The sequence below is a fragment of the Delftia sp. Cs1-4 genome (genome assembly GCF_000214395.1).
In the GTDB taxonomy this organism is placed as follows: domain Bacteria; phylum Pseudomonadota; class Gammaproteobacteria; order Burkholderiales; family Burkholderiaceae_C; genus Comamonas; species Comamonas acidovorans.
Map to the genome: position 1 here is coordinate 2,616,668 of NC_015563.1, position 24,887 is coordinate 2,641,554.

At 66.6% G+C, this 24,887-nt stretch carries 21 protein-coding genes and 1 riboswitch; of the genes, 12 read left to right on the top strand and 9 right to left on the bottom strand.

Annotation, left to right across the window (positions count from 1 at the left end):
- The 8 genes from DELCS14_RS11520 to DELCS14_RS11555 all read left to right on the top strand — a co-directional run bounded on the left by DELCS14_RS11520 (position 1) and on the right by DELCS14_RS11555 (position 7,903).
- Complete coding sequence (locus tag DELCS14_RS11520; protein ID WP_043795991.1) at positions 1-627, top strand: TetR/AcrR family transcriptional regulator; 627 nt, start codon at positions 1-3, stop codon at positions 625-627.
- Positions 624-1,673, top strand: coding sequence for a DUF418 domain-containing protein (locus DELCS14_RS11525; protein ID WP_013801758.1), 1,050 nt, complete (start codon positions 624-626; stop codon positions 1,671-1,673). The genes DELCS14_RS11520 and DELCS14_RS11525 overlap by 4 nt, the downstream gene beginning before the upstream one ends.
- Positions 1,674-1,732: 59 nt before the next feature.
- Positions 1,733-1,824, top strand: a riboswitch (TPP riboswitch).
- A gap of 67 nt (positions 1,825-1,891) precedes the next feature.
- Entirely contained in the window at positions 1,892-3,010 is a 1,119-nt protein-coding gene (locus DELCS14_RS11530) for a long-chain-fatty-acid--CoA ligase (protein ID WP_013801759.1), read from the top strand.
- Positions 3,007-4,494 (top strand): acyl-CoA reductase, encoded by a 1,488-nt coding sequence (locus tag DELCS14_RS11535; RefSeq protein ID WP_013801760.1) that lies wholly within the window; start codon positions 3,007-3,009, stop codon positions 4,492-4,494. The genes DELCS14_RS11530 and DELCS14_RS11535 overlap by 4 nt, the downstream gene beginning before the upstream one ends.
- Before the next feature lie 26 nt (positions 4,495-4,520).
- Positions 4,521-5,297: an ABC transporter ATP-binding protein gene (locus tag DELCS14_RS11540; protein ID WP_043783628.1), complete on the top strand. Its 777-nt coding sequence runs from the start codon at positions 4,521-4,523 to the stop codon at positions 5,295-5,297.
- Entirely contained in the window at positions 5,294-6,055 is a 762-nt protein-coding gene (locus tag DELCS14_RS11545; RefSeq protein ID WP_012206326.1) for an ABC transporter permease, read from the top strand. Before DELCS14_RS11540 ends, DELCS14_RS11545 begins: the two co-directional genes overlap by 4 nt.
- 38 nt (positions 6,056-6,093) lie before the next feature.
- Positions 6,094-7,104: an ABC transporter substrate-binding protein gene (locus DELCS14_RS11550; protein WP_013801762.1), complete on the top strand. Its 1,011-nt coding sequence runs from the start codon at positions 6,094-6,096 to the stop codon at positions 7,102-7,104.
- 1 nt (position 7,105) lies between these two features.
- Positions 7,106-7,903, top strand: coding sequence for an SDR family oxidoreductase (locus tag DELCS14_RS11555; RefSeq protein ID WP_013801763.1), 798 nt, complete (start codon positions 7,106-7,108; stop codon positions 7,901-7,903).
- A 7-nt stretch (positions 7,904-7,910) separates the two neighbouring features.
- Here DELCS14_RS11555 and DELCS14_RS11560 read toward each other — a convergent pair whose 3' ends face one another.
- From DELCS14_RS11560 to DELCS14_RS11570, 3 genes are all read right to left on the bottom strand, one after another.
- Positions 7,911-9,701: a methyl-accepting chemotaxis protein gene (locus tag DELCS14_RS11560; RefSeq protein WP_013801764.1), complete on the bottom strand. Its 1,791-nt coding sequence runs from the start codon at positions 9,699-9,701 to the stop codon at positions 7,911-7,913.
- A gap of 69 nt (positions 9,702-9,770) precedes the next feature.
- Positions 9,771-11,177, bottom strand: coding sequence for an AraC family transcriptional regulator (locus DELCS14_RS11565; protein WP_228676872.1), 1,407 nt, complete (start codon positions 11,175-11,177; stop codon positions 9,771-9,773).
- A gap of 386 nt (positions 11,178-11,563) precedes the next feature.
- Positions 11,564-12,112 carry a porin gene (locus DELCS14_RS11570; RefSeq protein ID WP_228676873.1) on the bottom strand — a complete coding sequence of 183 codons (549 nt, stop codon included), beginning with the start codon at positions 12,110-12,112 and terminating at the stop codon, positions 11,564-11,566.
- Between the two features lie 17 nt (positions 12,113-12,129).
- Between DELCS14_RS11570 and DELCS14_RS11575 the strand changes: the two genes are divergently transcribed.
- Positions 12,130-12,777: a LysR family substrate-binding domain-containing protein gene (locus DELCS14_RS11575; protein ID WP_228676874.1), complete on the top strand. Its 648-nt coding sequence runs from the start codon at positions 12,130-12,132 to the stop codon at positions 12,775-12,777.
- Positions 12,778-12,992: 215 nt separating this feature from the next.
- A complete protein-coding gene (locus DELCS14_RS11580) occupies positions 12,993-15,854 on the top strand; it encodes a midcut-by-XrtH protein (RefSeq protein ID WP_013801767.1) in 2,862 nt (953 codons plus the stop codon).
- A 237-nt stretch (positions 15,855-16,091) separates the two neighbouring features.
- Here DELCS14_RS11580 and DELCS14_RS11585 read toward each other — a convergent pair whose 3' ends face one another.
- The 5 genes from DELCS14_RS11585 to DELCS14_RS11605 form a co-directional block, all read right to left on the bottom strand.
- Positions 16,092-17,360, bottom strand: a complete 1,269-nt coding sequence (locus DELCS14_RS11585; RefSeq protein WP_013801768.1) for a ferritin-like domain-containing protein — start codon at positions 17,358-17,360, stop codon at positions 16,092-16,094.
- Between the two features lie 8 nt (positions 17,361-17,368).
- Complete coding sequence (locus tag DELCS14_RS11590; RefSeq protein ID WP_013801769.1) at positions 17,369-18,235, bottom strand: phosphate/phosphite/phosphonate ABC transporter substrate-binding protein; 867 nt, start codon at positions 18,233-18,235, stop codon at positions 17,369-17,371.
- Between the two features lie 63 nt (positions 18,236-18,298).
- Positions 18,299-19,408 carry an acyl-CoA dehydrogenase family protein gene (locus tag DELCS14_RS11595; RefSeq protein WP_013801770.1) on the bottom strand — a complete coding sequence of 370 codons (1,110 nt, stop codon included), beginning with the start codon at positions 19,406-19,408 and terminating at the stop codon, positions 18,299-18,301.
- Between the two features lie 293 nt (positions 19,409-19,701).
- Complete coding sequence (locus tag DELCS14_RS11600) at positions 19,702-20,931, bottom strand: EAL domain-containing protein (RefSeq protein ID WP_013801771.1); 1,230 nt, start codon at positions 20,929-20,931, stop codon at positions 19,702-19,704.
- A 413-nt stretch (positions 20,932-21,344) separates the two neighbouring features.
- The gene (locus DELCS14_RS11605; RefSeq protein ID WP_013801772.1) at positions 21,345-22,139 is read right to left on the bottom strand and encodes an AraC family transcriptional regulator; all 795 of its coding nucleotides are present in this window, start codon (positions 22,137-22,139) and stop codon (positions 21,345-21,347) included.
- Positions 22,140-22,229: 90 nt separating this feature from the next.
- Between DELCS14_RS11605 and DELCS14_RS11610 the strand changes: the two genes are divergently transcribed.
- Complete coding sequence (locus tag DELCS14_RS11610) at positions 22,230-22,946, top strand: aspartate/glutamate racemase family protein (protein WP_013801773.1); 717 nt, start codon at positions 22,230-22,232, stop codon at positions 22,944-22,946.
- Between the two features lie 126 nt (positions 22,947-23,072).
- Here DELCS14_RS11610 and DELCS14_RS11615 read toward each other — a convergent pair whose 3' ends face one another.
- The gene (locus DELCS14_RS11615; protein ID WP_013801774.1) at positions 23,073-24,455 is read right to left on the bottom strand and encodes a PLP-dependent aminotransferase family protein; all 1,383 of its coding nucleotides are present in this window, start codon (positions 24,453-24,455) and stop codon (positions 23,073-23,075) included.
- Between the two features lie 175 nt (positions 24,456-24,630).
- Between DELCS14_RS11615 and DELCS14_RS11620 the strand changes: the two genes are divergently transcribed.
- Positions 24,631-24,864: a hypothetical protein gene (locus DELCS14_RS11620; protein WP_012206300.1), complete on the top strand. Its 234-nt coding sequence runs from the start codon at positions 24,631-24,633 to the stop codon at positions 24,862-24,864.
- The last annotated feature ends 23 nt before the right edge of the window (positions 24,865-24,887 follow it).

A 24,887-nucleotide genomic window follows, 5' to 3' on the forward strand; every position in this document is an offset into this window, starting at 1 on the left:
ATGAAAAAGAAAGAAGACATCAGCGAGCGCCGGGCTGTCATCGTGGAGGCCGCCCTGCAGTGCTTCGTGGAGCGCGGCTTTCACTGCACCAGCATGCGCGACATTGCGCAGGCTGCCTCGGTGAGCCTGGGCAACCTGTATAACCACTTCGACAGCAAGCAGGCCTTGATTGCCGAGGTCGCCACGCAGGAGCAGACCGAGCTGCTGCCCTTGCTGCAGGCGCTGGAGCGGGCCGCAGCCCCTTCGCTGCCTGTGGTGGCGCAATTCCTGGCCGCCTACCAGGCGCTGTGCCGCCAGCGGGAATGGGCCGTGCTCAGCGCCGAATGCCTGTCCGAGATCGCGCGTTCGCCCGGGCTGGCGCCGGCCTTCGAGGCCAACCGCAGGCGCATGCTCGACGGCCTGGCAGGCTTCATGGAGCGCGGGGCGCAGCAGGGCCTCTTGCGGCCCGCCGTGCCCGTGCGCCTGGCTGCGCAACTGCTGCTGGATGCCGTGGAAAGCGATGCGCTGCGCTTTGCGCTGGCGGTGACGCCGCAAGAAGACGCGGGGGCGGATGAAGGGGTCGATGTGCTGCATCCCGCCTTGCTGGCCTGCCTTCTTGGAGGCGAGGCACGGGGGGGCGCGACATGAGGCACGCCACCGGCAGGGGCGCTCGCCTGGCGGGGCTGGACCTGGCGCGCTACCTGGCGCTGGCAGGCATGGTGTTCGTCAACTTCAAGCAGGCCATGCATCCCGCGCTGCAGGAGCCTGGCTGGCTGCTGTCGTTCTTCCATTTTCTGGAGGGCAAGGCCTCGGCCACATTCGTGGTGCTGGCAGGCTTGGGCCTGGTGCTGGCCACGCGCTCGCTGGAGCCGGCCACGGCGCGCCTCTGGACACTGCGCCGCGCGCTGTTCCTGCTGGTGGCCGGTGGCATGAACCTGCTGATCTTTCCGGCCGACATCATTCACTACTACGCGGTCTACTTCGTGCTGGCCATCGCCTGGCTGCAGGCCGGCGCCGCTGCACTGCTGGCCGGCATGGCGGCCGTGGCCGTGCTGTCCGCCTGGGCCTTGCTGCAGCTGGACTACAGCCAGGGCTGGGACTGGGCCAACCTCTCCTATCAGGGCCTGTGGGAGCCTGCCGGCTTTGCGCGCAACCTGCTGTTCAACGGCTTCCATCCGGTGCTGCCCTGGTTTGCGTTCTTCCTCTGCGGCATGCTGCTGGCGCGCCTGCCGCTGGCCGAGCCGCGCGTGCAATGGGGCCTGGTAGCTTGCGGTGTTGCGATGGTGGGCTTGGCCTGCGCCGTCTCGGCACTTGCGGCACAGAGTGAATGGGCTGCCTGGCTGGCCACCGGCCCCATGCCGCCCGGCCCAGCCTACCTGCTGATGGGCCTGGGCTGCGCCAGCATTGCCATCGGCGCCTGCCTGCGGCTGGCCGACCGCTGGCCCGCTGGACCGTGGCGCGGCCTGCTGCCGGCCGGGCGCATGACGCTGACCCTGTACCTGGCACACATCCTCATCGGCATGGGCCTGCTGGAAGCCATGGGCGCGCTGGACGGTTCACGCAGCCTGCGCGAAGTGGCCGTGGCCGCCGCGCTGTACGTGATCATCGCCAGCCTGGCCGCCTGGGCCTGGAGCAAGAAGGTGGCGCAGGGGCCCGTGGAGTGGGTGATGCGGCGGCTGACGGCCGTGGGCTGATACGGCCCGCAGCAGGATTGTCCCGGTCCTGCACCCTTGGCGACCCTGCTGTAAGATAGCCCTCCGCTCCGGGGTGCACGCCAGTGCTGAGATCCACACCCGAGAACTTGAACCGGGTCATTCCGGCGGAAGAAGAGCTTGCACCCCTGCGTGGCCGCCCATGCGCCACGGGCGGGGGAGCCTTCGGAGCATCACGTCCCAGCTCTCGAAGGAATTCCATGGACAAGGCCCGGCCCCAGGCGGCTTCTCTGGTCGCAGACCTGCTTGCATTCATCGCCATGGACGGCTGCACCGACGAGCAGTTCGACGCACTGGCCCTGCGGCTGTTCGCCTACCAATACGAATCGAATGCGCCGTTTCGCAGCTTCTGCCAGCGGCGCGGCGCCACGCTGCGCAATGTGAAGACCTGGAGCGACATTCCCGCCGTGCCGATTGACGCGTTCAAGGCCATGGAGCTGCGCAGCGAGCCGGCCTCGCCCACGGAGCGCGTGTTCATGACCAGCGGCACCACGGGCCAGGCCAAGGGGCTGTCTTCGCGCGGGCGCCACTTCCATCCCGCGCTCGATGTCTACGATGCGTCGATGACGCGCAACTTCGCGCAGCGCTTCATGGCCGGGCACGAGCGCCTGCCCATGGGCATCCTCTTTCCCGACGAGCAGGCCATGCCCAACTCTTCGCTGGCCCACTACCTGGCGCTGGCCAAGACGGAATTCGGCACTCCTGACAGCCGCTACTTCCTCACCCCCGAAGGACTGGACATGCCCGGCCTGTGCGCCGTGCTGGAGGAGTCCGAGCGCAGCGGCCGCCCCTATGCGCTGCTGGGCGCCAGCTTCAGCCTGGTGCATGTGATGGACGCACTGCGCGAGCAGGGCCGCAGCTTCCGTCTGCCGCCGGGCAGCCGCATTCTGGACACGGGCGGCTACAAGGGCCAGTCGCGCGAGCTGCCGCTGGAGGATTTCTACGCCGACCTGTCCCGGTTGCTGGGCGTGCCGCGCAGCCACTGCATCAACATGTACGGCATGACCGAGTTGAGCACGCAGTTCTACGACGACGGCAATGCCACGCTGCCCTCGGTCAAGTCGGGGCCGCACTGGATGCGCTCGCGCCTGGTCGAGCCCGTCACCGGCCGCAGCGTGGCGCCCGGCGAGCGCGGCATTCTCGTGCACTGCGACCTGGCCAACTACAACGCGGTCACCACCATCCTCACCGAGGATGTGGGCCTGTGGGCCGGCCATGGCGAGAACAGCGGTTTCCTGTTGCTGGGGCGTGCCGAGGGCGCAGCGGCCAAGGGCTGCTCGCTGGCGGTCGATGAATTCGTGAAGGCCGCTGCTGCATGAACATCGAGCGGATCACGGCCGGCTACCTGCCCGAACTGCCTGGTTTGCGCGAGGACGAGGTGCAGTGGCATGTGCTGCCCTTCGAACGCGGCGGCGTGCGGCTGGAAGTCTCCGTGCCCCTGCTGACCGGCCCGCAGATGCATGCGCTGGCAGCCCATGTGCGCCGAGCCGCCGACCGCCACCTCAGGGCCATGCCCGTGGCCGAGATCATCGATGCCATCGACCGCGCCATCGCCCGCCTGCTGGACCGCAGCGATCCCTATCGGCGCCAGGCCGAGACCTGGCTGCCCGTGGTCAGCGGCTATGACGCCGACATGGTACGCATGGGGCTGACGGGCTTCTTCAAGACCTTTCGCGCCGCGCAGCTGCGGCGCTTCGTGGCCGAGGACTTTGCCAACCCGGCCGTGCTCGACGGCTTCCAGCCCGCGCCCAAGGGCGGCGCGGTGCGTGCCTTCGGGCCTGACCTGCTGATGCACAGCTGGGCCGGCAATGTGCCTGCGCTGTCCCTGTGGAGCCTGGTCTGCGGCCTGCTGGTCAAGGCGCCCGCCATTGGCAAGCTGGCCAGCGCCGAGCCGCTGTTCGCGGGCTGGTTCGCACGGCTGCTGGCCGAGGTGCACCCGCCGCTGGCCGATTGCCTGGCCGTGGTGTGGTGGAGCGGTGCGGGGGGTGTGGATGGGGCGGATGGCGCGAATGGAGATGCCGCCGCCGCGCTCCACGCCGAGGCCGACACCGTGCTCGCCTACGGCGGCAACCAGACGCTGCAGGCACTGCGCCAGCGCCTGCCCGTGACCACGCGCTTTCTGCCGCACGGCCACAAGCTGGGCTTTGGCATGGTGGGCGCTGCCGCGCTGGACACGCTCAAGGCGCCCGCCGTGGCGCGGCTGGCGGCCTGGGACGTGATGCGCTACGACCAGCAGGGCTGCTACTCGCCCCATGTCTTCTACGTGGAGCGCGGCGCCCCCGTCTCTGCGCGTGCTTTTGCCGACTATCTGGCGGCCGAGCTGGCCAACCTGCAGCGTCGCTTTGCGCGCCGGCCGTTGGAGCTGGAGGAGGGCGCCGCCGTGGCCCGCTGGCAGCAGTCCGTGGAATGGTCGGGCGACGCGCAGCAACTGCTGGGACCCGTTGACGCACCCTGGAGCGTGGCTTACAGCGACAGCCTGCAGCCGCTGGCGCCCACGGCCCTGTACCGCACGATTGCCGTGGTGGGCGTGGACCGCCTGGATGACGCCGTGCCCGTGGTGGCCGCGCAGCGTGACTACCTGCAGACGGCCGGCATTGCCGCCTCGCCCGAGCAGCTGTACCGGCTGGCGGGCCTGCTGGGCGCGGCCGGCGTCACACGCATCAGCGCCATCGGCTCCATGAGCATGCCCGAGGCCGGCTGGCACCATGACGGCCGCTTCAACCTGCTGGACCTGGTGCGCATGACCGAGATCGAGCAATCTGCCGAGGCGGCGGCGCAGCCGTTCGCCCCGTATGCGGATTGACATCCATGCACACCGGCACGACGGGCATGACGGGCATCACAGACGGGGCTGACGGCATGGCGTTTCTAGATATCGAACAGGTGGTGTTCACCTACCCGGGCCGCCCGCCGGTGGTGGACGGCGTGGACTGGCGCGTGCAGGCCGGTGAGGTCCACTGCCTGCTGGGCCGCAGCGGCTGCGGCAAGACCACCTTGCTCAAGCTGGCGGCGGGGCTGCTCAGGCCGCAGTCGGGCCGCATTCTGCTGCGTGGCGCCGAGCTGGCCGAGCCCGGCCCGCAACTGGGCTTCATGTTCCAGGCGCCCACGCTGCTGGAGTGGCATACGGCGCTGGGCAATGTGCTGCTGCCCGTGTCGCTGCAAAGGCGCCCCGCGCCGCAGGACGAGCAACGCGCCCTGGCGCTGCTGGAGCAGCTGGGCCTGGCCAGCCACGCGCAGCGCCATCCGCGCCATCTCTCGGGCGGGCAGCAAAGCCGCGTGGCGCTGGCACGGGCGCTGGTGCTGGACCCGCCCCTGCTGCTGCTGGACGAGCCCTTTGCCGCGCTGGACGCCATCACGCGCGCCGAGCTGCAGGACGACCTGCTGCGCACCTGCCGCGAGCGCGGCACCACGGTGCTCTTCGTCACCCACGACATCAACGAGGCCGTCTACCTGGGCGACCGCATCGCCCTCATGCACGGCGGGCGCATCGTGGCCGATATGGCGGTCGATCTTCCCGCGCCGCGCACCCAGGCCATGCGCCACGGGCCGGCGTTCAACGAGCACTGCGCCCGCGTGCGCGCAGCCATGGACAGGACGGCGGCATGACGGTGTCCTTGTTCCATGCCCGCCTGCTGGCCGCCGCGCTGGCGCTGGTCCTGCTGGGCCTGTGGGAGCTGCTGGTGCGGCAATGGGGCCTGTCCGCCCTGGTGCTGCCGGCGCCCTCGGCCATTGCGGCATCGCTGTGGACGGGGCTGGCCACGGGCTATTTCTGGCCGCACATCCGGGCGACGCTCCAGGCCCTGCTGCTGGGGCTGGCGGCCGGCAGCGCGATCGGCCTGCTTGCGGGCATGGCCCTGGCTGAATCCGAGCTGCTCGAGCGTGTGCTCAAGCCCTATGTGGTGGTCAGCCAGGTCGTGCCCAAGCTGGCGCTGGCGCCGCTGTTCGTGCTGTGGTTCGGCTTCGGCATGCTGCCCACGGTGCTGATCACCGCGCTGATCTGCTTTTTCCCGCTGATGGAAAACACCTTGACCGGCCTGCGCCAGGTCGATGCCCAGCGGCTGCAGCTGTTTCGCATGCTGGGCGCCACGCGGCTGCAGACGCTGCTGCGCCTGAAGCTGCCCACGGGTCTGCCCGCCATTCTTGCGGGCCTGCGCGTGGCCGTGGTGCTGGCCCTGGTCGGCGCCGTGGTGGCTGAGTTCATGGGCGCCAGCCGCGGCCTGGGCGCCGTGGTCATTGCCGCCCAGGGAATGATGGACACCACCCTCATGTTTGCGGCCCTGGTGCTGATCGCCGCCATGGGCCTGCTGCTGTACCAGGCCTGCCTGGTGCTGGAGCGCCGGCTGCTGCGCTCGCGCGCCGCCTGACCACCCTGAACACTTCCGAAACCTTTTCCCCAAGCGCCATGCACACACCGCAATCCCCCTTCCTCACCCGTCGCAGCCTGCTGGGCGCCTCTGCCGGTTTTGCCGGCCTGGCGCTGGCCGGCAATTGCCTGGCCGCTCCTGTGCAAGGCAAGATCCGCCTGGCGGGCTGGAGCAAGCCCATCAGCGAGATCACCAACATCCTGGCCGAGCCCGACAAGGGCTTCTTCAAGGCCCAGGGCGTGGAGCTGGCCTATCTGCCCGGCGCGGGCGGCGGCGACGCCATACGCAACATGCTCAGCGGCCAGGCCGATGTGGCCTTCACCGATCCCGGCTCCTTCTTCATGGCCCTGGACAAGGGCGAGAAGCTGGTCGCCATCTACGACATCTACCCGCAGAACGTGTTCAACGTGGTCTCGCTCAAGTCGGCCGGCATCCGCAAGCCGGCGGACCTCAAGGGCAAGAAGATCGGCGTCTACAGCCTGTCCAGCGGCACGCGCCAGAACCTGCTGGTGATGCTGCACCAGGCCGGCCTCAAGGAGTCGGACGTGACCATCGTCGTCACCGGCCTGCTCAACTTCGCGCCGCTGATGCAGGGCCAGGTCGATGCCACGGCCGCCACCGATACCGGCCTGGCCGTGGGCCTGCGCAAAGGCATTGGCGAGGTCGATGTGATGCAGGTGCGCGACCACCTCAACATCTCCAGCGACATGTTCGTGGTGCGCGAGGACACGCTGCGCGACAAGAAGGACCTGCTGCGCGCCTTCCTCAAGGGCTACCGCGACAGCGCTGCCTGGATGATGGCCAACCCCGATGAGGCCGCCACGCTGGCCGGCAAGCACGCCATCGACGGCACCCAGCGCGATATCAACCTGGACGTGATCCGCCTGCGCAATGCGTCTTCGCAGCCGCTGCAGGCCGGCAAGCCGCTGGGCAGCTTCGACCTGGCCGCCCTGCAAAAGGGCGCCGACGTCTACCGCGCGCTGGGCATGGTGCAAAGGCAGATCAAGGTGTCCGACGTGGTGGACACCAGCCTGCTGCCCGGGGCCTGAGATGGCACAGCCGTCTTCCCTGGGCCTGCAAGGCAAGGTGGTGCTGGTCACCGGCGCTGGCCGCGGCATAGGCGCGGCCATTGCCATCGCCTTTGCGCGCGAGGGCGCCACCGTGGCGGTCAACCACCTGTCCAACGACGAAGCCGCCGCCCGCACCGTGGCGGCCTGCCAGGCTGCGGGCAAGCAGGCCGGAGGCGATGCCTGGGCCATCAAGGCCGATGTGGGCTCGCAGCCCGCCGTCCAGGCCATGGCCGATGCCGTGGCGCGCGAGGCGGGCGCCATCGACATCGTGGTCAACAACGCCTTCAAACCCTACGCCTTCGACCCCGAGCGCCGCCGCCTCTTCGACGACCTGCAATGGAGCGACTACCAGGCCCAGTACGACGGTGCCGTGGGCGCGGCCTTCAACGTCTGCCGCGCGGTGCTGCCGCAGATGCGCCAGCGTGCGCGGGGCAGCATCGTCAACATCGCCAGCAACCTGGTGGAGCACCCCGTCGTGCCCTACCACGACTACACCACGGCCAAGGCCTCGCTGGTAGCTTTCAGCCGGAACCTGGCCAGCGAGCTGGGGCCCGTGGGCATACGCGTCAACTGCGTGGCGCCCGGCCTGGTCTATCCCACGCAGGGCACGCAGGACACGCGCGAGTCCTTCCGAGAATCGCTGATGGCCGCCACGCCGCTGCGCCGCCTGGCAAGCCCCGAAGACGTGGCGGGGCCGGTGCTGTTCCTGGCCTCGGAACTGAGCGGCTTCATGACGGGGCAGGTACTGTTCGTCGATGGCGGCCTGGTGATGCGCTGAGCCTGTTCTAGAACTGCTCCCACTCCTCCGCCATCTCGGCCGCCGTGGCGTGGCGGGGTGCCGTGGTCCTGGCAGGCAGCGCCACAGGCGCGCTGGAGGCCGCCGCCGCTGCCGCACGCAGGGGCTTGGTACGGGGCGCGGCGGGGGCCAGCGCTGGAGACGGCCTGGCGGTCTGTGCGCGCGCCGGCACGGCAGCTGTCACGGGCGCGGACACGGCCTGTGCCCGGGCCTCGCTTTCATCCAGGCGGAACACGCTGACCAGTTGCACCAGCTGCGCCGCCTGCTTGTTCAGGCTGTCGGCAGCGGCGGCAGACTCTTCCACCAGGGAGGCGTTTTGCTGCGTCACCTGGTCGAGCTGCTGCACGGCGTCGCTGACCTGGGTCACGCCCTGGGACTGCTCCTGCGTGGCGGCACCGATGTCGGAGATCAGTTCGGCCACGCGGTGCGTCTGGGTGACGATGTCGTTCATGGTGCTGCCGGCCTCGGCCACCTGGCGGGAGCCGGCAGCGACCTTGCCCACGCTCTCGCTGATCAGGCCCTTGATCTCCTTGGCCGCGTTGGCGCAGCGCTGGGCCAGGGAGCGCACCTCCGAGGCGACCACCGCAAAGCCCTTGCCCTGTTCCCCGGCACGCGCGGCCTCCACGGCGGCGTTGAGCGCGAGGATGTTGGTCTGGAACGCAATGGCGTCGATCACGCCGATGATTTCCTCGATCTTGCGCGAGCTGTGCGTGATGTCCTCCATGGTGCTGACCACGCCATGCACCACCTCGCCGCCGTGCACGGCCGTGGCGCTGGCCGACTGGGCCAGGCCCGAGGCACTGCGCACCGTGTCCACGTTCTGCTGGATGGTGGCGGTCATCTGCTCCATGGAGGCGGCCGTCTCCTCCAGGTTGGCGGCCTGCTCTTCCGTGCGAGCGCTCAGGTCCGCGTTGCCCGAGGCGATCTGGCTGGCGCCCGTGGCAATCGATTCGCTGCTGTGGCGCACCTGGCTGACGATGTCTGCCAGGCTCGCGCGCATGGAGTTCAGCGCAGCCAGCAGGCTGGTGGTGTCACCGGGCCGCAGCGCCACGGCCACCGCCAGGTTGCCCCTGGCGACTTCCTGCGTGATCTGCGCCGCGTAGGCGGGCTCCCCGCCCAGCAGGCCCGTGATGCGCCGCGTGATGGCCCAGCCCACCAGCGCGCCTATGGCCAGTGCGGCCAGCGCCAGGGACAGCATCAGCCGCCCGGCAGCCAGGGATTTGTCCTCGGAGGCCTGCGCCGTTTCCGTGGCGCGCACCTGCTGGTGGGCAAGGATGTCATTGATGGAGTTGAAGAACGCGTCCTGGCGTTTGCGGAACTCCCCGCTTTCGCCGAGCATGGCCGAGACGGCCTGCAGGTCGTGGCGCGTGGCCGCCTCCATGAATTGGTCGAGCAGCGGCAGATAGGCAATGCGCGCGTTCTTCATGTTGTCGTACAGCGCAACGCCCTGCGGGGTGCTCAGGCCTTCGCGGAATTTCTCCATCAACTGGCTGATCTTCTGGCGCTGTGCATCCAGTGCGGCCTTGGCCAGCTTCTTTTCCCCGGCGTCCTCCATCAGCGCCATGCTGCGCACGCCGCGAAAGATGAACTCCACCGAGCCCTTGATCTCCACCAGCCGGAGCAGGCTGGTGATCCGCTTGTCGGCCAGGTAGGCCACATCATCGGAGGCCTGTACCAGCTGGGCGCGGCCATACAGCGCAATCGACAGCGCGATGGCAATCAGAATCGAAAATCCCAGACCCAACATGGAGCCCGTCTTCATGTTTTTCAGGTATTTCATGCGTATTCCTTTCAGTATTCAATATGGCTGCATGCCACGCAATCGGGCCGCATCGCATAAAAATCCGGATCACGCCAATCGATGATGGCGCACCCAGACAGACGGCGGTATTCCATAATGTCCGGAGAAATCTCTGGAAAATGATGAAAGCGAGGAATAACCAAGCTGCGAGGAAATCTGTCCTATGCTCTGGTCGGTGGTCAGCAGCGATTCGGCCGCAAGATGGATACGGCTTTGCCTTATATATTCGCCGATACTGCACGACCGGCTGTTGCGAAAGGAAACCTCCAATGTGCGCCGACTGACGCGGCAATGGTCGGCAATGGTCTGGATAGGTAGTTTCTTGTCCAGGTTTTCCTGTATGTATTGGAGGGCGCGCTTGACATAGGCGGGTTCCAGATCGTGCAGCCGTGCCTCGTCCATGGCCGTGAATCTGGATTTCTCCAGATAGGGGCTGATGGCCATGCTCTTGAGCCGCATGATGTTCAGCGCCTTCAGCGTGGACAGCGCGCCTGCAAAATCGCCCTGCGTTTCCTGTATGTGGTACTCGTAGACCAGGGCATTGCGGCACAGGCCTTCGAGCTGGTAGGTCTGGGCCGTGGACTTTGCCAGCATCACCGCCTGCAGGGCCTGGGCATATTGGCGCTTGCTGCAGTGCACCAGTGCGCTGCTCAGCCAGGCCCAGCCGGCAATCGGCGGGTTCTTGATCTGGTGGCGGACGCCGATGCGTTCAATGGCACGGATCACGCCAGCGGCTTCGCGGCGGCCCGCATCCAGCCCTTTGACCGAGAGCTGCAGCAAATCGCTGTAGGGCCAGGCCAGGCCCGTTGGCAGCTGGCGGCCGACCCGCTCCAGCAGCGCCTGCAGGTCGGCGCTGTTGGGTGCCGCGGCGCCGAGCTGGACCAGGCCTGAATCCGGGGGTGGCCCGCACCACAGATTCTGGTGATTCTTGTAGAGATAGATCTTCCACAGAATCTGCGCCCTGGCCCAATTGATCAGGGCGGACAGCCAGGGCGTGACGCCCGGCGCCATCAATGCGAAATCATGGTCCTTGCCTTCGATCAATTGCAAGGCGGTATCGAGCTCGCCCAGCCGGCTGTGCGCCAGCGCCCTCACATAGGTGGCGCAGGCCATGGATTCCGGCTGCAGCATCGCGGGATTGGCCATTGCCGCAGTGGCCAGTGCAATCGCATTGCGCTCTTCACCCAGCTGGCAATGGATGAAGGCGGCTGCAATGCGGCATGAGACCACGCGGTCGGGCATGCGGTGCAGCTCGAAAATGGCCTGTGCTTCCTGCACATATCTGAGCACCAGCAGGGGATATATGGAAGGCTCTGGCCATTTGCAGGCCTGTAGCAATTCCTCGGCCCGGCTGATTTTGTTATATCCAGTATCGGCTTGCTGGTGATGGGCGGATATTATTCTCCATAATCTGGATGCGCTCTCATCTTGGTGGCCGTGGATGTGGTGCGTCAAAAGATTGAATGAGTAAGAATTCTTATATGAAAAAATCAATGGCCAGGCGGGTGCGATGCATTTTCCCGATGAATGCATCGGCGAGGTGCTTCACAACACCCTCCTGGGGAAACACTGATTGACTGGAAGAATCTTACAGGCCAGATAAACAATTGTTTACATTTGGATTTTATTTTTCTTGCCGGATCACGCAGGCACTTGTCTTTTTGCGAAATTTTCTCTCTTGCAAATCGCCTAATTCGCTGATTGGACAGACTTTTTCTGATTGGAAAAATCCATTCAAATAGGCGAATATTCCCTGGATTTCATGGGGTTGTTACAACGGCCAGACTCCAGCCGGGCCGCCCTGTCGGCATGGCAGGCGCTGGCCGCGCCTGCCCCGGCAATCAGAAGGCATGCGATATGCCAAGCACCACGGAGCTGGGCCGGCTGCCTGCCTGGACCACCGGCCCCGCATTGCTGGCGGTGTTGATGGTGAAGGCGGCACCCGCCTCGTTGTGGATGCGGCCCACGCCCGCATAGAGCTTGGTGCGCTTGGACAGCGAGTGGTCGTAGCGCACGCTCAGCGCACGCGCATCGCTCTGGGCGCGAGCCTGTCCGTGGTAGGCGCCATAGGACAGCAGCCACTGCCCCGCCATTCCCATGGGCACGGTCACGCTGGCCTCGTAGAAACGGCCCTGGCCGCTGGTGGCGGCAGGCAGGTCGTCGCGCCGCGTGTACAGCAGCAGCGCGGCGCGCGCCACGCCGAAGTCATAGGCCGCGCCCAGCAGCGCATAGCGGTCGGTATTCACGGCCGTGGTGCGCCGCTGCATCCACGATGCACCCAGTGCCCAGGGCCCGGCCGCATAGTCCACGGAGCCGCCGTACAGGCTGGCCACGCTGGAGCCCGCCGCCTCGCCGAACGAATACATGCCGCGCACCGTGAAGCCGCCCATGTTCGGCGACTGGTAGCGTGGTTCGCCTGGGCCTGGTTCCGTCGGCCATGCACTCGGTGCTGCCCGGCCTGCTGCGCCGCATTGCCGACGCCGGCTGGAACCTGCGCGTGGAAGCCCGCGAGATGATCACCTCGCAGCAACTGCGCGCCCTGCGCGCCGGAGAGCTGGACCTGGGCTTCGGGCGCCCCGGCAAGGGCGAGCCACTGGCCGAGGAAGTGGCCGGCATGGACGATCCCTACTGCCTGGCCATGGCGCCGTCCCATCCACTGGCGGCTGGCGAAGGCGCGCTACCGCTGCAGTCGGCTGCGCATGAGCCCTTCGTGGGCTTTGCGCGCTACGAGGACGCCGACTACTTCGTCCGCACCGTGGCCCTGTGCCTGGACGCGGGCTTCACCCCTTCCATACGCCACGAGGCCGGCCAGTTCGTCAACGTGCTCGCCCTGGTGGCCTGCGGCCTGGGCGTGGCCATCGTCCCCTCGTCCTTTGCCTCGCTGTACCGGGGCAAGCTGGTGTTCAGGCCGCTGCAGAAATTGCGCTACCAGAGCCGGCTGGCGGTGCTGGCTGTGGCCGGGTCGACTGACGGCGAAAGCGACGCAGGACGCGTGGCGCAGGCTGCCGCGCTGGAGTTGAAGCAGTTCGGGCGGAGATTGGCGCGGTTGCGGTAAGGGGGTTACCGATGCTGGTATGGCCATGCGGCCTTCAAATGGCCCCTTTCTTCGCGGCGTCGGCTGGCCAATTACCTGTTTTCAGGGATATGCGCGGCGAAAGCGATCGCCTAGAGTAAGAATTTGTCAGCAGCGCAATCGCTTGTGATGTGCCTGAAGGCAGCGGCGTGGGCTGTTCCCTCGCCTGTTTGGTTCGCATTCTCCAGGCAAGGCCCATGCTGCAACGTTTCCATTTCCCCGCTCGTGGCGTCGGCTTCATACAGGCGTGCAGCGCTCTTGCTGCTGCCGTTGCCTTACCGGCCGCCCAGGCCCAGAGCATCACGGTGGCACCGCTGGCAGCCGTGGCGCCGGCGGCGATTCCTGTGGACCACCCTGGCGCTCTTGCGCTGCTGGCGTTGGCCTTGGGGGCCTGCCTTGTGCGGGGTGTGCAAAAAGGGCGGATCTCCCTGGTCGGCCTGCGTGCCTGGGCCATGGGCGGTGCTGTTGTCATGACCGCAGCCACGGCGGTCTGGGTCGAGCGGGTGCAGGCCCAGATTCAGGAATTGCAGGAAGCCTTCAACCAGGCCGCAGGCGAGACGCTCACCGTTCCCGTGCAGACGACAGCGGTGGGTGCCGATGGCGCACCGCAGGGATTCCTGCCCGTGGTCTATCGCAACCAGACGTCGGTGCGGCTGAAAATCATCGGCATCACGGACCCTGTGTGGAACACCTGCTTTCCGCTGGGCGTGCCCGGCGCGATTCCCTCGACGGCCCCACGTCCCGGCAGCGCCTGCGCAGTCGGCGCCGCGCTGGAGGCGGGCGATTCCTGCTGGGTGGACGTGGCGCAACTGTGCGCCGAGGCGGCGGACACCGTGCGCGGCAGCCATCCCAGCGTGCTTGCGCCCGACAGCGTGCAGGTGGACACGGCCGGGCAGCGCACGGGCAATGTGCTGTCCAACGATTCCGATGCCGATGGGGCGCTCGTGGTCGCCAGCTTCACCTATGAAGGCCAGACCGTGGCGGCCGGCAGCTCCCGGAACGTGGCGGGGCGCGGGACCTTCGCGCTGCAGGCAGACGGCAGCTTCACTTTCCAGGCGGATGCGAACTACAGCGGCGGCCATCCGCTGGCCATCAGCTACACCGTGCAGACCGGCGCGTCCAGCACGCTGAGTGTTTTCGTGAACCGGGTGCCCGTGGCCGGCAACGATACGGCCACCACCGATGCCGATACGTCCGTCACCATCGCCGTGCGCGGGAACGACAGCGATGCGGATGGGGACAGCCTGACCGTTTCCGGCATCACCCAGGGCACCCACGGTTCCGTGGTCGTGGATGCCGTCACGGGCAATCCGGTCTACACGCCGAACGCCAACTTCACCGGCAGCGACAGCTTCACCTACACCATTGGCGACGGCAGGGGCGGTTCTGCCACGGCCAGCGTGTCGGTGACGGTTGCTGCTGCGCCCTCCGGCAATCAACCGCCAGTGTCTGTCTCCGATGCGATAGTGGTGGCCGAGGGCGCTGTGGCCACGGTCCTTGCCAGCGGTGCAACCAGCCTGCTGGCCAACGACACGGACCCTGACGGCAATCCGCTCGTCGCGGTGCTGGTGACGGGTCCGGCGAACGGGTCCCTGACGCTGAACGGCAATGGCACCTTCACCTATATCCACAACGGCAGCGAGACGACTTCCGATAGCTTCACCTACCGTGCCAGCGACGGGCAGGCCATGGGAAACATCGTCACCGTTTCCATCACGGTCACTCCCGTGAACGATGCACCGGTTGCCGTGGCAGATCAATTGATGGTTGCCACGGACATCCCGCTGAGCATCAGCTTTGCCACGCTGCTGGCCAATGACACGGATGCCGACGGCGACAGCCTGACCATCACCTTGGCTCATTCGCCGATCAATGGCAGCCTTGCATTGCAGGCGGGCGGGGTGCTGTTCACGCCCGCTGCAGGCTACGAAGGACCGGCCAGCTTTCTCTACGACGTCAGCGATGGGCGCGGCGGCACCAGTATCGGCACGGTCAATCTGTCGGTTGGAACGGCCAGCGCTCCTTCGGTCGTTGTCCTGAAGTCCCTGCTGGCCATCGCACACGGCACAGGCGGGACCAGCGTCAGGTTTCCGATAACCACGAAGCTGGTGGATACGGATGGCTCGGAAACCCTGTCGATCAGGATCAGTGGACTGCCCACCAATCTGTCCTTCAATGCGGGTACGAACCTGGGTGGTGGTGTCTGGCAATTCACCGAGGCCGACCTGCCCAATCTCATCCTGAATCTGCCTGGCAGCTACACCACGAACGCCACGTATCTCACGGTCCAGGTCACGGCGACGGAGGTCAGCGGCGGCTTCACGGCATCGACATCCACCGTGGTCACGCTCAAGGCCTCATATACGACCGTGGATATCACCACGACCGAGAGCGGCAGCCATACGGGCAGCTCGGCCAACGAATACATCACCGGTGGCAACGGCGCCAACACCATCAACGCCGGCAGCGGAAACAACATCGTTTTCGGGGGCGGTGGCGACGACAACCTGTCGGCGGGCTCGGGCTCCGATGTGCTGATCGGCGGCAGCGGCAACGACACCCTCAACGCGGGATCGGGCACGGACCGGCTGATCGGAGGCTCCGGCGACGACCTGTTGATAGGCGGCGATGCGGGCGAGAACTTTGTGGATGTCTTTGTCTGGTTGCTGGGAGATCAGGGGGCGGCGGGAACGCCGGCCTTGGACCGAATCCAGAACTTCTCCACGGCGGCAGCGGGAACCAACGGCGCAGGCGGTGATGTACTGGACCTGCGCGACCTGCTGCAGGGTGAATCCGCAGGCCCCCCCAGTAATGCCGCAGGCAACCTGGCCAACTACCTGCACTTCGAGATCACGGGAGGCGATACCTGGGTCCATGTCAGCCACACGGGCGGCTTCGGTGCAGACTCCCATGCGGTGGGTGCAGGCTACTCGGCATCGGCCGAGACCCAGCAGATCATCCTGGAAGGCGTGAATCTGCAGACGCTGTATTCCGGTGCCGCCACGGATCAGCAGATCATCACGCAGCTGCTGAACAACAATAAATTGATCGTGGATTGAGGCTGCCGCTCGGGCCTCGCCGTGCGAGAAATGCTCCCGCAGCTCAACGCCGCTCTTGCGCAGGCGCAGACTGCTCCTGGCCCGCCTTGGTCGCGCGGGGCGGCGCCACCGGCATGGGAAACCCGACAAGCGCAAGCGCCACTGCGAAAGGCAGCAGGCAGTAGAAGAGCACGCGCTTGAGCTTCATTCGCCGGAATTGAGGGTGCTTGCGCAGCCTTCAAGTGGGCTGTTCCCCGTCTACATGAAATTCCTCGTATGCAATGAAGCCAGCCGCTCGGCATGCCCACGCTCGAACCCCAGCCGCAGCAGCTTGGAAAACCGGCCGTCGGCCATGTCGCGCATGAGCTGCTGCACGCGGGCGGCGCCGCGGGCCAGGGCTTCGGGGGTGAGGGCGCCGGCGGCGATGAGGATCAGGGCGTCGAAGACTTCCTCGTTCAGGCCCGAGGTGCCGGCCAGGTTGTCGAAGCGCTGCTCCACGGCCTGGGCCAGCTGATGCTGGAAGCCGGGCTCGTGCTGCAGGCGGTACAGCAGGTGGGACATGCCCAGGGCCACATGGCGCGCCTCGTCGCGTGCGGCCAGGCGGCAGATCTGGCGTGTGAGGGGGTCGGGCGCCTCGGTCTGCAGGAACTGCAGCAGGTGCACGAAGGTGCCTTCGCCCAGCACCGACAGCAAGAAGCCCGCCACGGAAAAATCCGTCTCGTCCAGCAGGCTCTTGAGCGAGGCCTGTCCACCCGCCGTGGACAGCGCGGGCTCGCGGCCGTGGCGGCGGATGCGGCGCGTGAAGACATCGATGTGCCGCGCCTCGTCGGCCACCTGGATGGCCAGCGCCGCCTGCAGCTCGCGATAGTGCGGGTGCAGCTGGCCCAGAAAGCGCGCAGGCACCAGCAGGGCCGCGTTCTCGTTCTCCACCATGTAGGTCATGAGCTGCACGATGGCGTCCTCCACGGGCGCGGGCAGCTCGGGTGCATCGCACCAGTCGATATCGGTGTCGGCATTCCACTGCGCGGCCACGGCCTGGGCGTAGAGGTCGGCGGCGCTGTCGGTCCAGACCTGCAGCTTGTCGCTGAGCCGGAAATGGAAGGCCGGCGCCCCGGCTTCCACCTGCGCGCCACGCGCGGCCAGGCCCCAGAAAGGCTGGGCCTGCGCGGCCACGGCATCGCCGCCCGCGCGCGCATCGCTGCGGCCCGTGTGCGCCGCGCCGCGCCAGCGCCCGGCCTGGGCGCCGCCGCGCGCCACGATGGCCATGGCCTGTGCAGCACCCGCGCCGTCCTCCCAGCGCAGGCCGTGGCCCTGGTCACTGCACCAGCCCGACAGTTGGGCCTGCCAGCCCGGCGCGCTGCCGGTCACGCGCAGCTGCCCGCCCACGGGCAGGGCGGCCAGCGCGTGCTTGACCAGAAGATGGGCACCGGCATCGAAGCCCAGGCCATGCAGGTCGATGACAGGCAGGGTGGAGGCGTGCAGGGCGCGGGCGTGCAGGGCGCCGCTGTCGGAATCAGGCATGGCCATGGCGCGTATCAGTAACGGTAGTCCTGCACGGTGATGCGGCCTTCGGCGTCGTAGAAGGCCTCGTCCGTCACCGCGCGCTCCAGCAGGCCGTAGCCCGTGCCGCGGCCCGGGTGCCAGACCTTCAGGCCTTCCAGCTCCAGCAGCGGGCGCACGGCCGCGTCGTCCCAGGACATGGCCAGCAGGATGTCGCGGAAGGCGGCGGCGCGTTCGGCATCGATGTGCGGGCCGGCCGTCATGTTGCAGTGGTCGAAGGCGCCCGAGGTGGCCAGCACGCGCGTGCCGCCGGCCGGCAGCGTGCCTTCGCGCGCAAAGGCCTGGTAGTTCTTGCCCACCATCCATGAAGCCTGTATCTCGCCGGCCACCATGGCGGCGGCGGCCAGGCGCTCGCCGCCGATGTGGTCGCCATGCTTGCCGCCCAGCACGTCAAAGCGGCGTGCCGTGTAGTCGCGCCCGGCCACCAGCCCTTCCTGGCGCAGATGGTCCAGCGGGATCAGCGTGGCCTGGGGCGAGTCCACCGCACCGAAGCCCACGGTCTTGCCGCGCAGGTCCTGCACGCTCTGGATGGGGCTGTCGGCGGGCACCACCAGCAGCGAATGCAGGTCCAGGTCGGTGTCGCGCATGGCAATGGATTCCACGCGCAGGCCGCGCGCGCGGGCCATGCGGTCGGCGCGCACAAAGGCCAGCGGCGAGTTCCAGGCCAGGTGCACATCGCCTGCGATCAGTGCCTCGGTCAGCGACTCGTAGTTGGAATAGAGCACGTAGTCGAAGTAGTAGCCGCGCTCGATGAAATACGCCTTGAAGCCTTCCCAGATGGTGATCACCTTGGGGGCGTAGGCCACGGCGCCGAGCTTGATCACGGGGGCGGTTGTCGTCATTCGGAAGTCCTTTGCTGGATGGGGAAGGGGGTTGAGGCTATCGGCAGGATCTGCGGCGCAGGTTCAGGCAGCGGCGTCGCACATGGCCTTGCCGAGCATGTCGTAGATCACGTCGGTGGTGGGCGCCATGACCGAGGCGGCACGCGCATCGCGGAACAGGCGCTCTATGCCCAGCTCCTTGCGGAAGGCGGCGCCGCCGCACACGCGCATGGCAATGTCGGTCACCTCCAGCGCGGCTTCGGCGGCGGCGGCCTTGGTCTGCAGCAGGCGCGTGCGCGTGTCGGGGCGGGCGGCCTGCACGGCGGCCACGGTGTCGTCGCGCAGCAGGCGCGCCTGCTCCAGGCGCAGCTGGGCACGTGCCAGGTAGGCGCGGATGGTGGGCAGGTCGGCCAGCGAGCTGCCGCTTTCCGCAAAGCGCGTGCCCGCCACATGGGCCACGGCGCGGCGCAGTGCGCCCTGCATCAGGCCGATGGAGGTGGTGGCGATCAGCGTGGGGAAAAAGGGCATCAGGTGGCGGCCCTTCACGGCCTCGCCCTCGCCATCGGAGCCCAGCATGCGGGCGCGCGGCACGCCCACATCGCGCGCCTCGATGGGCGACGACGCATTGCCGCGCAGCCCCATGCCGTTGAAGCGCCCGGGAATGGACAGCCCCGGCAGGCGGCTGTCCACCAGCCACAGCGTATTGCCCTCGCCCTGCGTGGCGCGCGAGATCCAGACATAGGAATCGGCCTCGCCGGCCGAGGTGATCATGCTCTTGAGCGCATTCAGGTGGATGACATCTTCTGCGGCGGTGGCCGTGCCCGTGGGTGCCCAGATATGGCTGCGCGATCCGGCCTCGGACACGGCCAGCGTGGTGATGTGGCGGCCGGCGGCAATGTCGCGGCGCACCGCGTCATCGGCAAAGGGCTCGATCAGCGCCACGCCGCAGTAGTGCATGGTCAGCACCATGGCCGTGCAGGGGCAGTCCTGGGCAATGCGCTCGATGACCTGCACCGCCTCGGCCAGGCCCTTGCCCCGGCCGCCCACCTCGCTGGCGCTGATCAGGCCCAGCAGGCCGGCTGCGGCCAGCGCATCCAGCGCAGCGCGCGGGTAGCGTGCCTGCTCGTCAATCTGCGCGGCCTGGGGCGCGATGATCTCGCGCATGAGGGGTTCGAGTTGCTGCAAAACTTCCATCTGGGTTCACCGTAGGCATGCCCATGGCCGCCTGCCAAGAGGCACTTGCTGGAAGTCTGGGGAAATGCTGGAGCGCCGCGATGGCCGCTGGGCGCGCCTGCCGCATGCAGACCTGCAATGGCGGATGGGCTGGGGGAAAGAATGCGAAAGATTATGCGCCGGGTGCGCGGCGGCCGGGCGCAATTGCCGGTGGCGCTTGATTTCGGTCAATTGGTGGCGGGGTACTGCCTTCGGCGGTTTCGGCCAACAGGCGGCCGGCAGCCAGACGAGGATGCCTGCTGGAAGATCGTGGTCTATATTGCAGCGCCCATTGCCAGCGCCTCTTGCGGCCCTATCGGCTTGGCAAAAAAGTAGCCCTGGGCCAAATCCACGCCCAGGCTCGCCAGAGTGTTGAATTCCTCGGCTGTCTCCACACCCTCGGCAACCACCACGCTTCCTATCTCGTGCGCGAAGCTCGTGAGGCCCTTGGCCAGCGCACGGCGGCTGCGGTCGGTATCGACATCGTGCGTGATGCTCATGTCCAGCTTGATCATGTCTGGTTGCAGATGCAGGATGTGCCGCATGCTGGAGTAGCCGGCCCCCGCATCGTCGACTGCCAAGGTCGCGCCCCGGCGCCGCAGCGGCGCCAGTGCATCGGCCAAAGCCCTGTAGTCATCCACGGCGGCATGCTCCGTGATTTCCAGCGTCACGCGAGAGAGATCCCGGTCCGAACCCAGAAGCCTGGGCAACTGCCCCGACTGGATCAGCTGCGGCGAACAGTTGACGGCGAGCAGCCAGTCGGTGGGCAGGCTGCCAAGTGCGCCAAGCGCTGTGTCGATCGCATGGCGCTCCAGCTCCAGCCCCAGCCCCACCTCATGCGCTGCCTTGAACCACTGGTCGGGCGGGCGACGTGGCTCCAGGTCAAAGCGTGACAGACATTCGAAACCGTGCAGCTTGCCGGTCGCGATGGTGTATACGGGCTGAAATACGGGGCGCAGCGCATTGCCTTGCATTGCAAGTCGAATTTCGTGCGTCACTTTGTCTCTTGCATGCCGGACGGCAGAAGTCGCACTGAAATGAAGTCCCAATAAATCGGAGAATGCCCGCAGCAGTGACATATCGTGCGCATTCAGCGCAGGATTGGGCTGGTGGCTGAAGCAGCACAAGGTGCCGAACAATTGGTTGTCATCCAGGCGGATGGGAACGCTCAGGTGCGAGCCGATAGGAATGGTGTGCGTTTCCGGTATCTCCTGGGCAGCGGCCAACAGGGAGGTGTCGGGAATCAACTCCGGCAACTCTCCATTGACCACTTTCTGGCAATAGCCCTCGCTCAATGGAATCTTCTGATGCTGGAAAATCACTCCGGCAGTGCTCTCGTCCACATGCTCCAGCACCCGATCCTCTTCCCGGAATCGGGCCACAAAGGCGACATCCATGCCGAGATGCCGACGAACGACAGACAGAACACGGTCGACTCCATCCAGTTCAATGGCAAAAGCGAAAATTCTGCTCAAAGGTGCGAATGTGGATTTACGAAGGGTCATTTCGTTGATCTGCTCTATCAGATGTGTACGCACATTGAATTCACGCGCTGCCTGCGGGCTGGCTATCCTCGGTTCCGAGTGCGATGGCCAAGCGGTGCGATATGAATTGATAAAAGGAATGAATTATCATTAACCCGCTCCATTGACCGATACGCGGCAAATCGTGGTTGCCGCGCGATAGAAAATCCCAATCGAACCCCCAGTTGCAAGCTCAGTGGCAACCCCGTTTGCAACCCAAAGCAGTAGTGAGAAGAACAGACTTAAGTATGCGCGGTTGAAGTGCGCAGGTCGAGTCCGTCTGTTCGGATTGACAATAGTTATGAAAATCCAACACGGGCAACTGAAAGGGCCCGGCACTCCCTGGAAAGCCCGTCAAACCCTATGTCCTGGCTGTGGCTGTCTCAGGTGCTCCATCATTGCTTGCCAGTGTGATGAATGCGGGCCAGGTACTGGCGGGGAGTCAGTCCCAGAGTCTTGCGGAAAGCGGCGCCCATGTGCGACTGATGGCTGAAGCCGCAATCGAGGGCGATACCCGCCAGGGAATGGGTGTCTGCCCGCATCATGGAGCGGGCCGCCTGTACGCGGGTTTCCACAAGAAAGGCATGCGGCGTCATGCCCAGCAGCTGGGAAAACTCGCGCAGAAACTGCAGCGGCGTGCGCTGGACCATCCGGGCCAGCTGGGCAATGCTCAACGGCTGCGCAAACTCGGCCGCCATGCGCTCCAGGACAGGGCGGTACACCGGGCGCAAGGCCTCGACGCGGGCGGTGGGTGCATGGCATTGCCCGGCCATGAAGCACAGCGCGGCCTGCTCGATGGCCAGCGTGTCCGGTTCGGTGCTCAGCAGCAGCTGGCGCAGTTGGTGCGCCATCTGCAAGGCGCTGCGCTGCCCGGGCGTCACAACGCGCCGTGCCTGGGTTGCAGGCGCTCCCTCGCTGAGCCATTGTTCCCAATGCGCCTGGGTGCAGCGAACCACCAGGTACTCGCCGCCCGTGGCCGATTCGGAAAACACGTCGACGCCCGGCGGCGTGCATGCCACCGTCCCGGGCCAGGTATCGAAGTCGACGCGGCGATCGCTGGCAATGGCATGCACGCCTTGCTGGCGCTCCAGCGCGATGCCCAGCGAATGCAGGCGGGTCGGGTCATGGCTGCTGTAGGGCGTGCGGCCCAGCAGCTGCACCTCGAATCCCGGTGGTTCGTGATCTGTCATCGCTGTATTGCCTTGTATGGCCCTTGCCTTGCGTTCCTGAACTGAAATTTCCTGATAGACGCGAAATCGGCCGCTGCCCACACTGCGGGCATGAACTCAAACCACACGGAAATTCACCGCGTCATCGGTCTCATCGGTGGCATGAGCTGGGAGTCCAGCGCCGAGTACTACCGGCTCATCAATCAGGGTGTGCGTGACAGGCTGGGTCCGCTGCGCTCCGCAAAGCTGCTCATGTACAGCGTGGATTTTGGCCCCATCGAGCAGGCCCAGCATGAAGGCCGATGGGACGACGCCGCCGCCTTGCTGGAGGATGCCGCGCGGCGGCTGCAGCAGGGCGGGGCGGATGGCGTGCTGCTGTGCACCAACACCATGCACAAGCTGGCAGACCGCATTGCGGCAGCGGTGCGCATCCCTTTTCTTCACATTGCCGACCCGGTAGCCAACGCAGCCCGCACACGCGGCTACCGGAAGCTGGGGCTGTTGGGCACACGCTTCACCATGGAGCAGCCCTTCATGCGCGAGCGGCTGCAGCAGCAGGGTCTGGAGGTGCTGGTGCCGCAGGAGGCAGACCGCGCCGAGGTGCACCGCATCATCTACGAGGAACTGTGCACAGGCCGGATTCTTGAAGAGTCGCGGCGCACGTATCAGCGCATCATGGCGCAGCTGGCCGGGCAGGGTGCGCAGGCCATGGTGCTGGGCTGCACGGAAATCAGCCTGCTGGTGCAGCAGGAGCATTGCCCTGTACCCGTGCTGGATACCACCGCCCTGCATGCGCAGGCGGCGGTGGACTTCGCTCTGGAGCCTTGAGCGGCCAGCGAGCCATGCCCAGGCCTGCTTTCAAAGGCATGCACCCCCCCCGGGTTGCCGGGGCGCCTTGAGCCGTTGCGGCAACCCATCGGCACAACGCCTCACGCCTCGATGCGCGCTGAACCGCTAAACCACGGCGGCGCTGAACGACTCGGGCAGGCGCGCAAGCAGATGCGACAGCCGTTGAAGGCCTGCCTGCAGGCGTCCACGGTCCTTGATGCTGCCCAGGGAAATGCGGATGGCATTCACGGATTCGCCTCCGGTGGCGAAGGCCTGCGCCGGCGTGACGGCGATGCCCTCGCTGTCGGCGGCACGCGCAAGCTGCGAGGGGCTCCAGTAACTCGGCAGCTCCAGCCATACATGCAGGCCGTCTCCCGCGCCGCTGTACCGGCCGGCCAGCACATCCCTGGCCATCCGGTGGCGCAGGCGCGCCTCCTTGCGCACGCCTTCCATCAATTTTCCGGCCGAGCCGTCGAGGATCCACTGCGTGGCCAGGGCGGCCGTCAGCGGCGTGGCCATCAGCGCAAAGGATCTCAGCGCGACCAGGAAACGCTGGCGCTCGTGCGGGTCAGGCAGGAGCACGAAGGCCACCCGCAAACCGGGCGTCAGGCATTTGGAGAGGGTGGAGATGTAGTACACCTGCTCCGGGGCAAACCTGGCGATCGGCGGCGGCGGGGCATCGGCCAGCAGCCAGTAGGGATCGTCCTCGACGATGCGCACATGGCAGCGCTTTGCGATGCTGGCGATCTCTTGGCGTCGGTCCTCGGCAAGCGTGATGGCGGTCGGGTTCTGCAGCGTGGGGTTCAGGTAGACCAGCCCGGGCCTGTGCTGGCGGCATGCCTGCTCAAGCCGCTCGGGCATGATCCCCTGGCTGTCCGCTTGCACCGCAATGATGCGCCGGCCGAACTGGGCCGCTGCGGCACGCAGGCCGGGATAGCTGGTGGGCTCGGTCAGGATCACATCGCCCGGCTCCGTCAGCGCAAGCACCAGGGCGGCAATCGCCGCCTGCGCGCCCGGGCAGACCACCAGCTGCCGGGCATCCACATCTCCGAACATGGGCTGCAGCCACCTGGCGCCCGCCTTGCGGTCGGAGTCGCTTCCCCCGCCCAGGTGGTAGGTCATCAGCAACTGGGCATCCGCACCCATCAGCACTTGCGACAGGCCCTGCTTCAACATGTCGTCCAGGTCCACGCCAGCCGGCGGTGGCGGGGTGTTCATGCTCAGGTCCAGCACGGCGTTCAGCTCCACCTTGGGCGCCGCGACATAGGTGCCTCTGGCGCCGCGTCCCTCCAGCAACTGGCGGCGCCTGGCTTCGTCGTAGGCGCGCGTGACCGTCGTCAGGTCCACATCCAGCTGGGCCGCCAGCCGGCGTTGTGGGGGCAGGCGGTCACCGGGCTTCAGCGATCCGTCTGCCAAGGCTGCCTGCAAGGCATCGGCGATCTGCAGGAATCGGGGGCCGCCCTGCACGGCCAGTTGCGGCAACCAGAGGGGCAAAGGCTCATCTTGCATGGATTTAAGCGGCAACGTATGGGTTCATGTATGGAAATTGCTTTTGGGTAGTATGCGCCACAAGGTGTGGCAGCACCGTGCTTGCATGGCCGTCGCTGACGCTCTCGCCTCCCATGTCCGGGAGGGAGGCTCCCCACCATGGACAGTGCCAAGTCATTGGCTGGAAGCTCTCAAAATGATCGATTGGGTCCCCATAGTCTTCGTCACCTTCAAGGTGCTCGTGTTCGGCACGGCCATGTTCTTCGCCATCAAGTGGCATTACGACCAGGGCAAGAAGAAGGGGGCGAGCCGGCGTGAGCTGCTCATTGCCAGCGGCAAGATCGTTGCCGTCTTCACGCTGCTGCTGCTGTGCGTGCTGCTCTTCACCTTCGGTCTGGCCACCATGCTGGGCATGGACCTGAGCCTTTGATGGCAGGTGGCGCTGCCAGCGCC

Coding starts and splice junctions, on each gene's coding strand:
- DELCS14_RS11520 (WP_043795991.1), top strand. CDS start 1: ATGAAAAAGAAAGAAGACATCAGCGAGCGCCGGGCTGTCATCGTGGAG.
- DELCS14_RS11525 (WP_013801758.1), top strand. CDS start 624: ATGAGGCACGCCACCGGCAGGGGCGCTCGCCTGGCGGGGCTGGACCTG.
- DELCS14_RS11530 (WP_013801759.1), top strand. CDS start 1,892: ATGGACAAGGCCCGGCCCCAGGCGGCTTCTCTGGTCGCAGACCTGCTT.
- DELCS14_RS11535 (WP_013801760.1), top strand. CDS start 3,007: ATGAACATCGAGCGGATCACGGCCGGCTACCTGCCCGAACTGCCTGGT.
- DELCS14_RS11540 (WP_043783628.1), top strand. CDS start 4,521: ATGACGGGCATCACAGACGGGGCTGACGGCATGGCGTTTCTAGATATC.
- DELCS14_RS11545 (WP_012206326.1), top strand. CDS start 5,294: ATGACGGTGTCCTTGTTCCATGCCCGCCTGCTGGCCGCCGCGCTGGCG.
- DELCS14_RS11550 (WP_013801762.1), top strand. CDS start 6,094: ATGCACACACCGCAATCCCCCTTCCTCACCCGTCGCAGCCTGCTGGGC.
- DELCS14_RS11555 (WP_013801763.1), top strand. CDS start 7,106: ATGGCACAGCCGTCTTCCCTGGGCCTGCAAGGCAAGGTGGTGCTGGTC.
- DELCS14_RS11560 (WP_013801764.1), bottom strand. CDS start 9,701: ATGAAATACCTGAAAAACATGAAGACGGGCTCCATGTTGGGTCTGGGA.
- DELCS14_RS11570 (WP_228676873.1), bottom strand. CDS start 12,112: ATGGGCGGCTTCACGGTGCGCGGCATGTATTCGTTCGGCGAGGCGGCG.
- DELCS14_RS11580 (WP_013801767.1), top strand. CDS start 12,993: ATGCTGCAACGTTTCCATTTCCCCGCTCGTGGCGTCGGCTTCATACAG.
- DELCS14_RS11585 (WP_013801768.1), bottom strand. CDS start 17,360: ATGGCCATGCCTGATTCCGACAGCGGCGCCCTGCACGCCCGCGCCCTG.
- DELCS14_RS11590 (WP_013801769.1), bottom strand. CDS start 18,235: ATGACGACAACCGCCCCCGTGATCAAGCTCGGCGCCGTGGCCTACGCC.
- DELCS14_RS11595 (WP_013801770.1), bottom strand. CDS start 19,408: ATGGAAGTTTTGCAGCAACTCGAACCCCTCATGCGCGAGATCATCGCG.
- DELCS14_RS11600 (WP_013801771.1), bottom strand. CDS start 20,931: ATGACCCTTCGTAAATCCACATTCGCACCTTTGAGCAGAATTTTCGCT.
- DELCS14_RS11605 (WP_013801772.1), bottom strand. CDS start 22,139: ATGACAGATCACGAACCACCGGGATTCGAGGTGCAGCTGCTGGGCCGC.
- DELCS14_RS11610 (WP_013801773.1), top strand. CDS start 22,230: ATGAACTCAAACCACACGGAAATTCACCGCGTCATCGGTCTCATCGGT.
- DELCS14_RS11615 (WP_013801774.1), bottom strand. CDS start 24,455: ATGCAAGATGAGCCTTTGCCCCTCTGGTTGCCGCAACTGGCCGTGCAG.
- DELCS14_RS11620 (WP_012206300.1), top strand. CDS start 24,631: ATGATCGATTGGGTCCCCATAGTCTTCGTCACCTTCAAGGTGCTCGTG.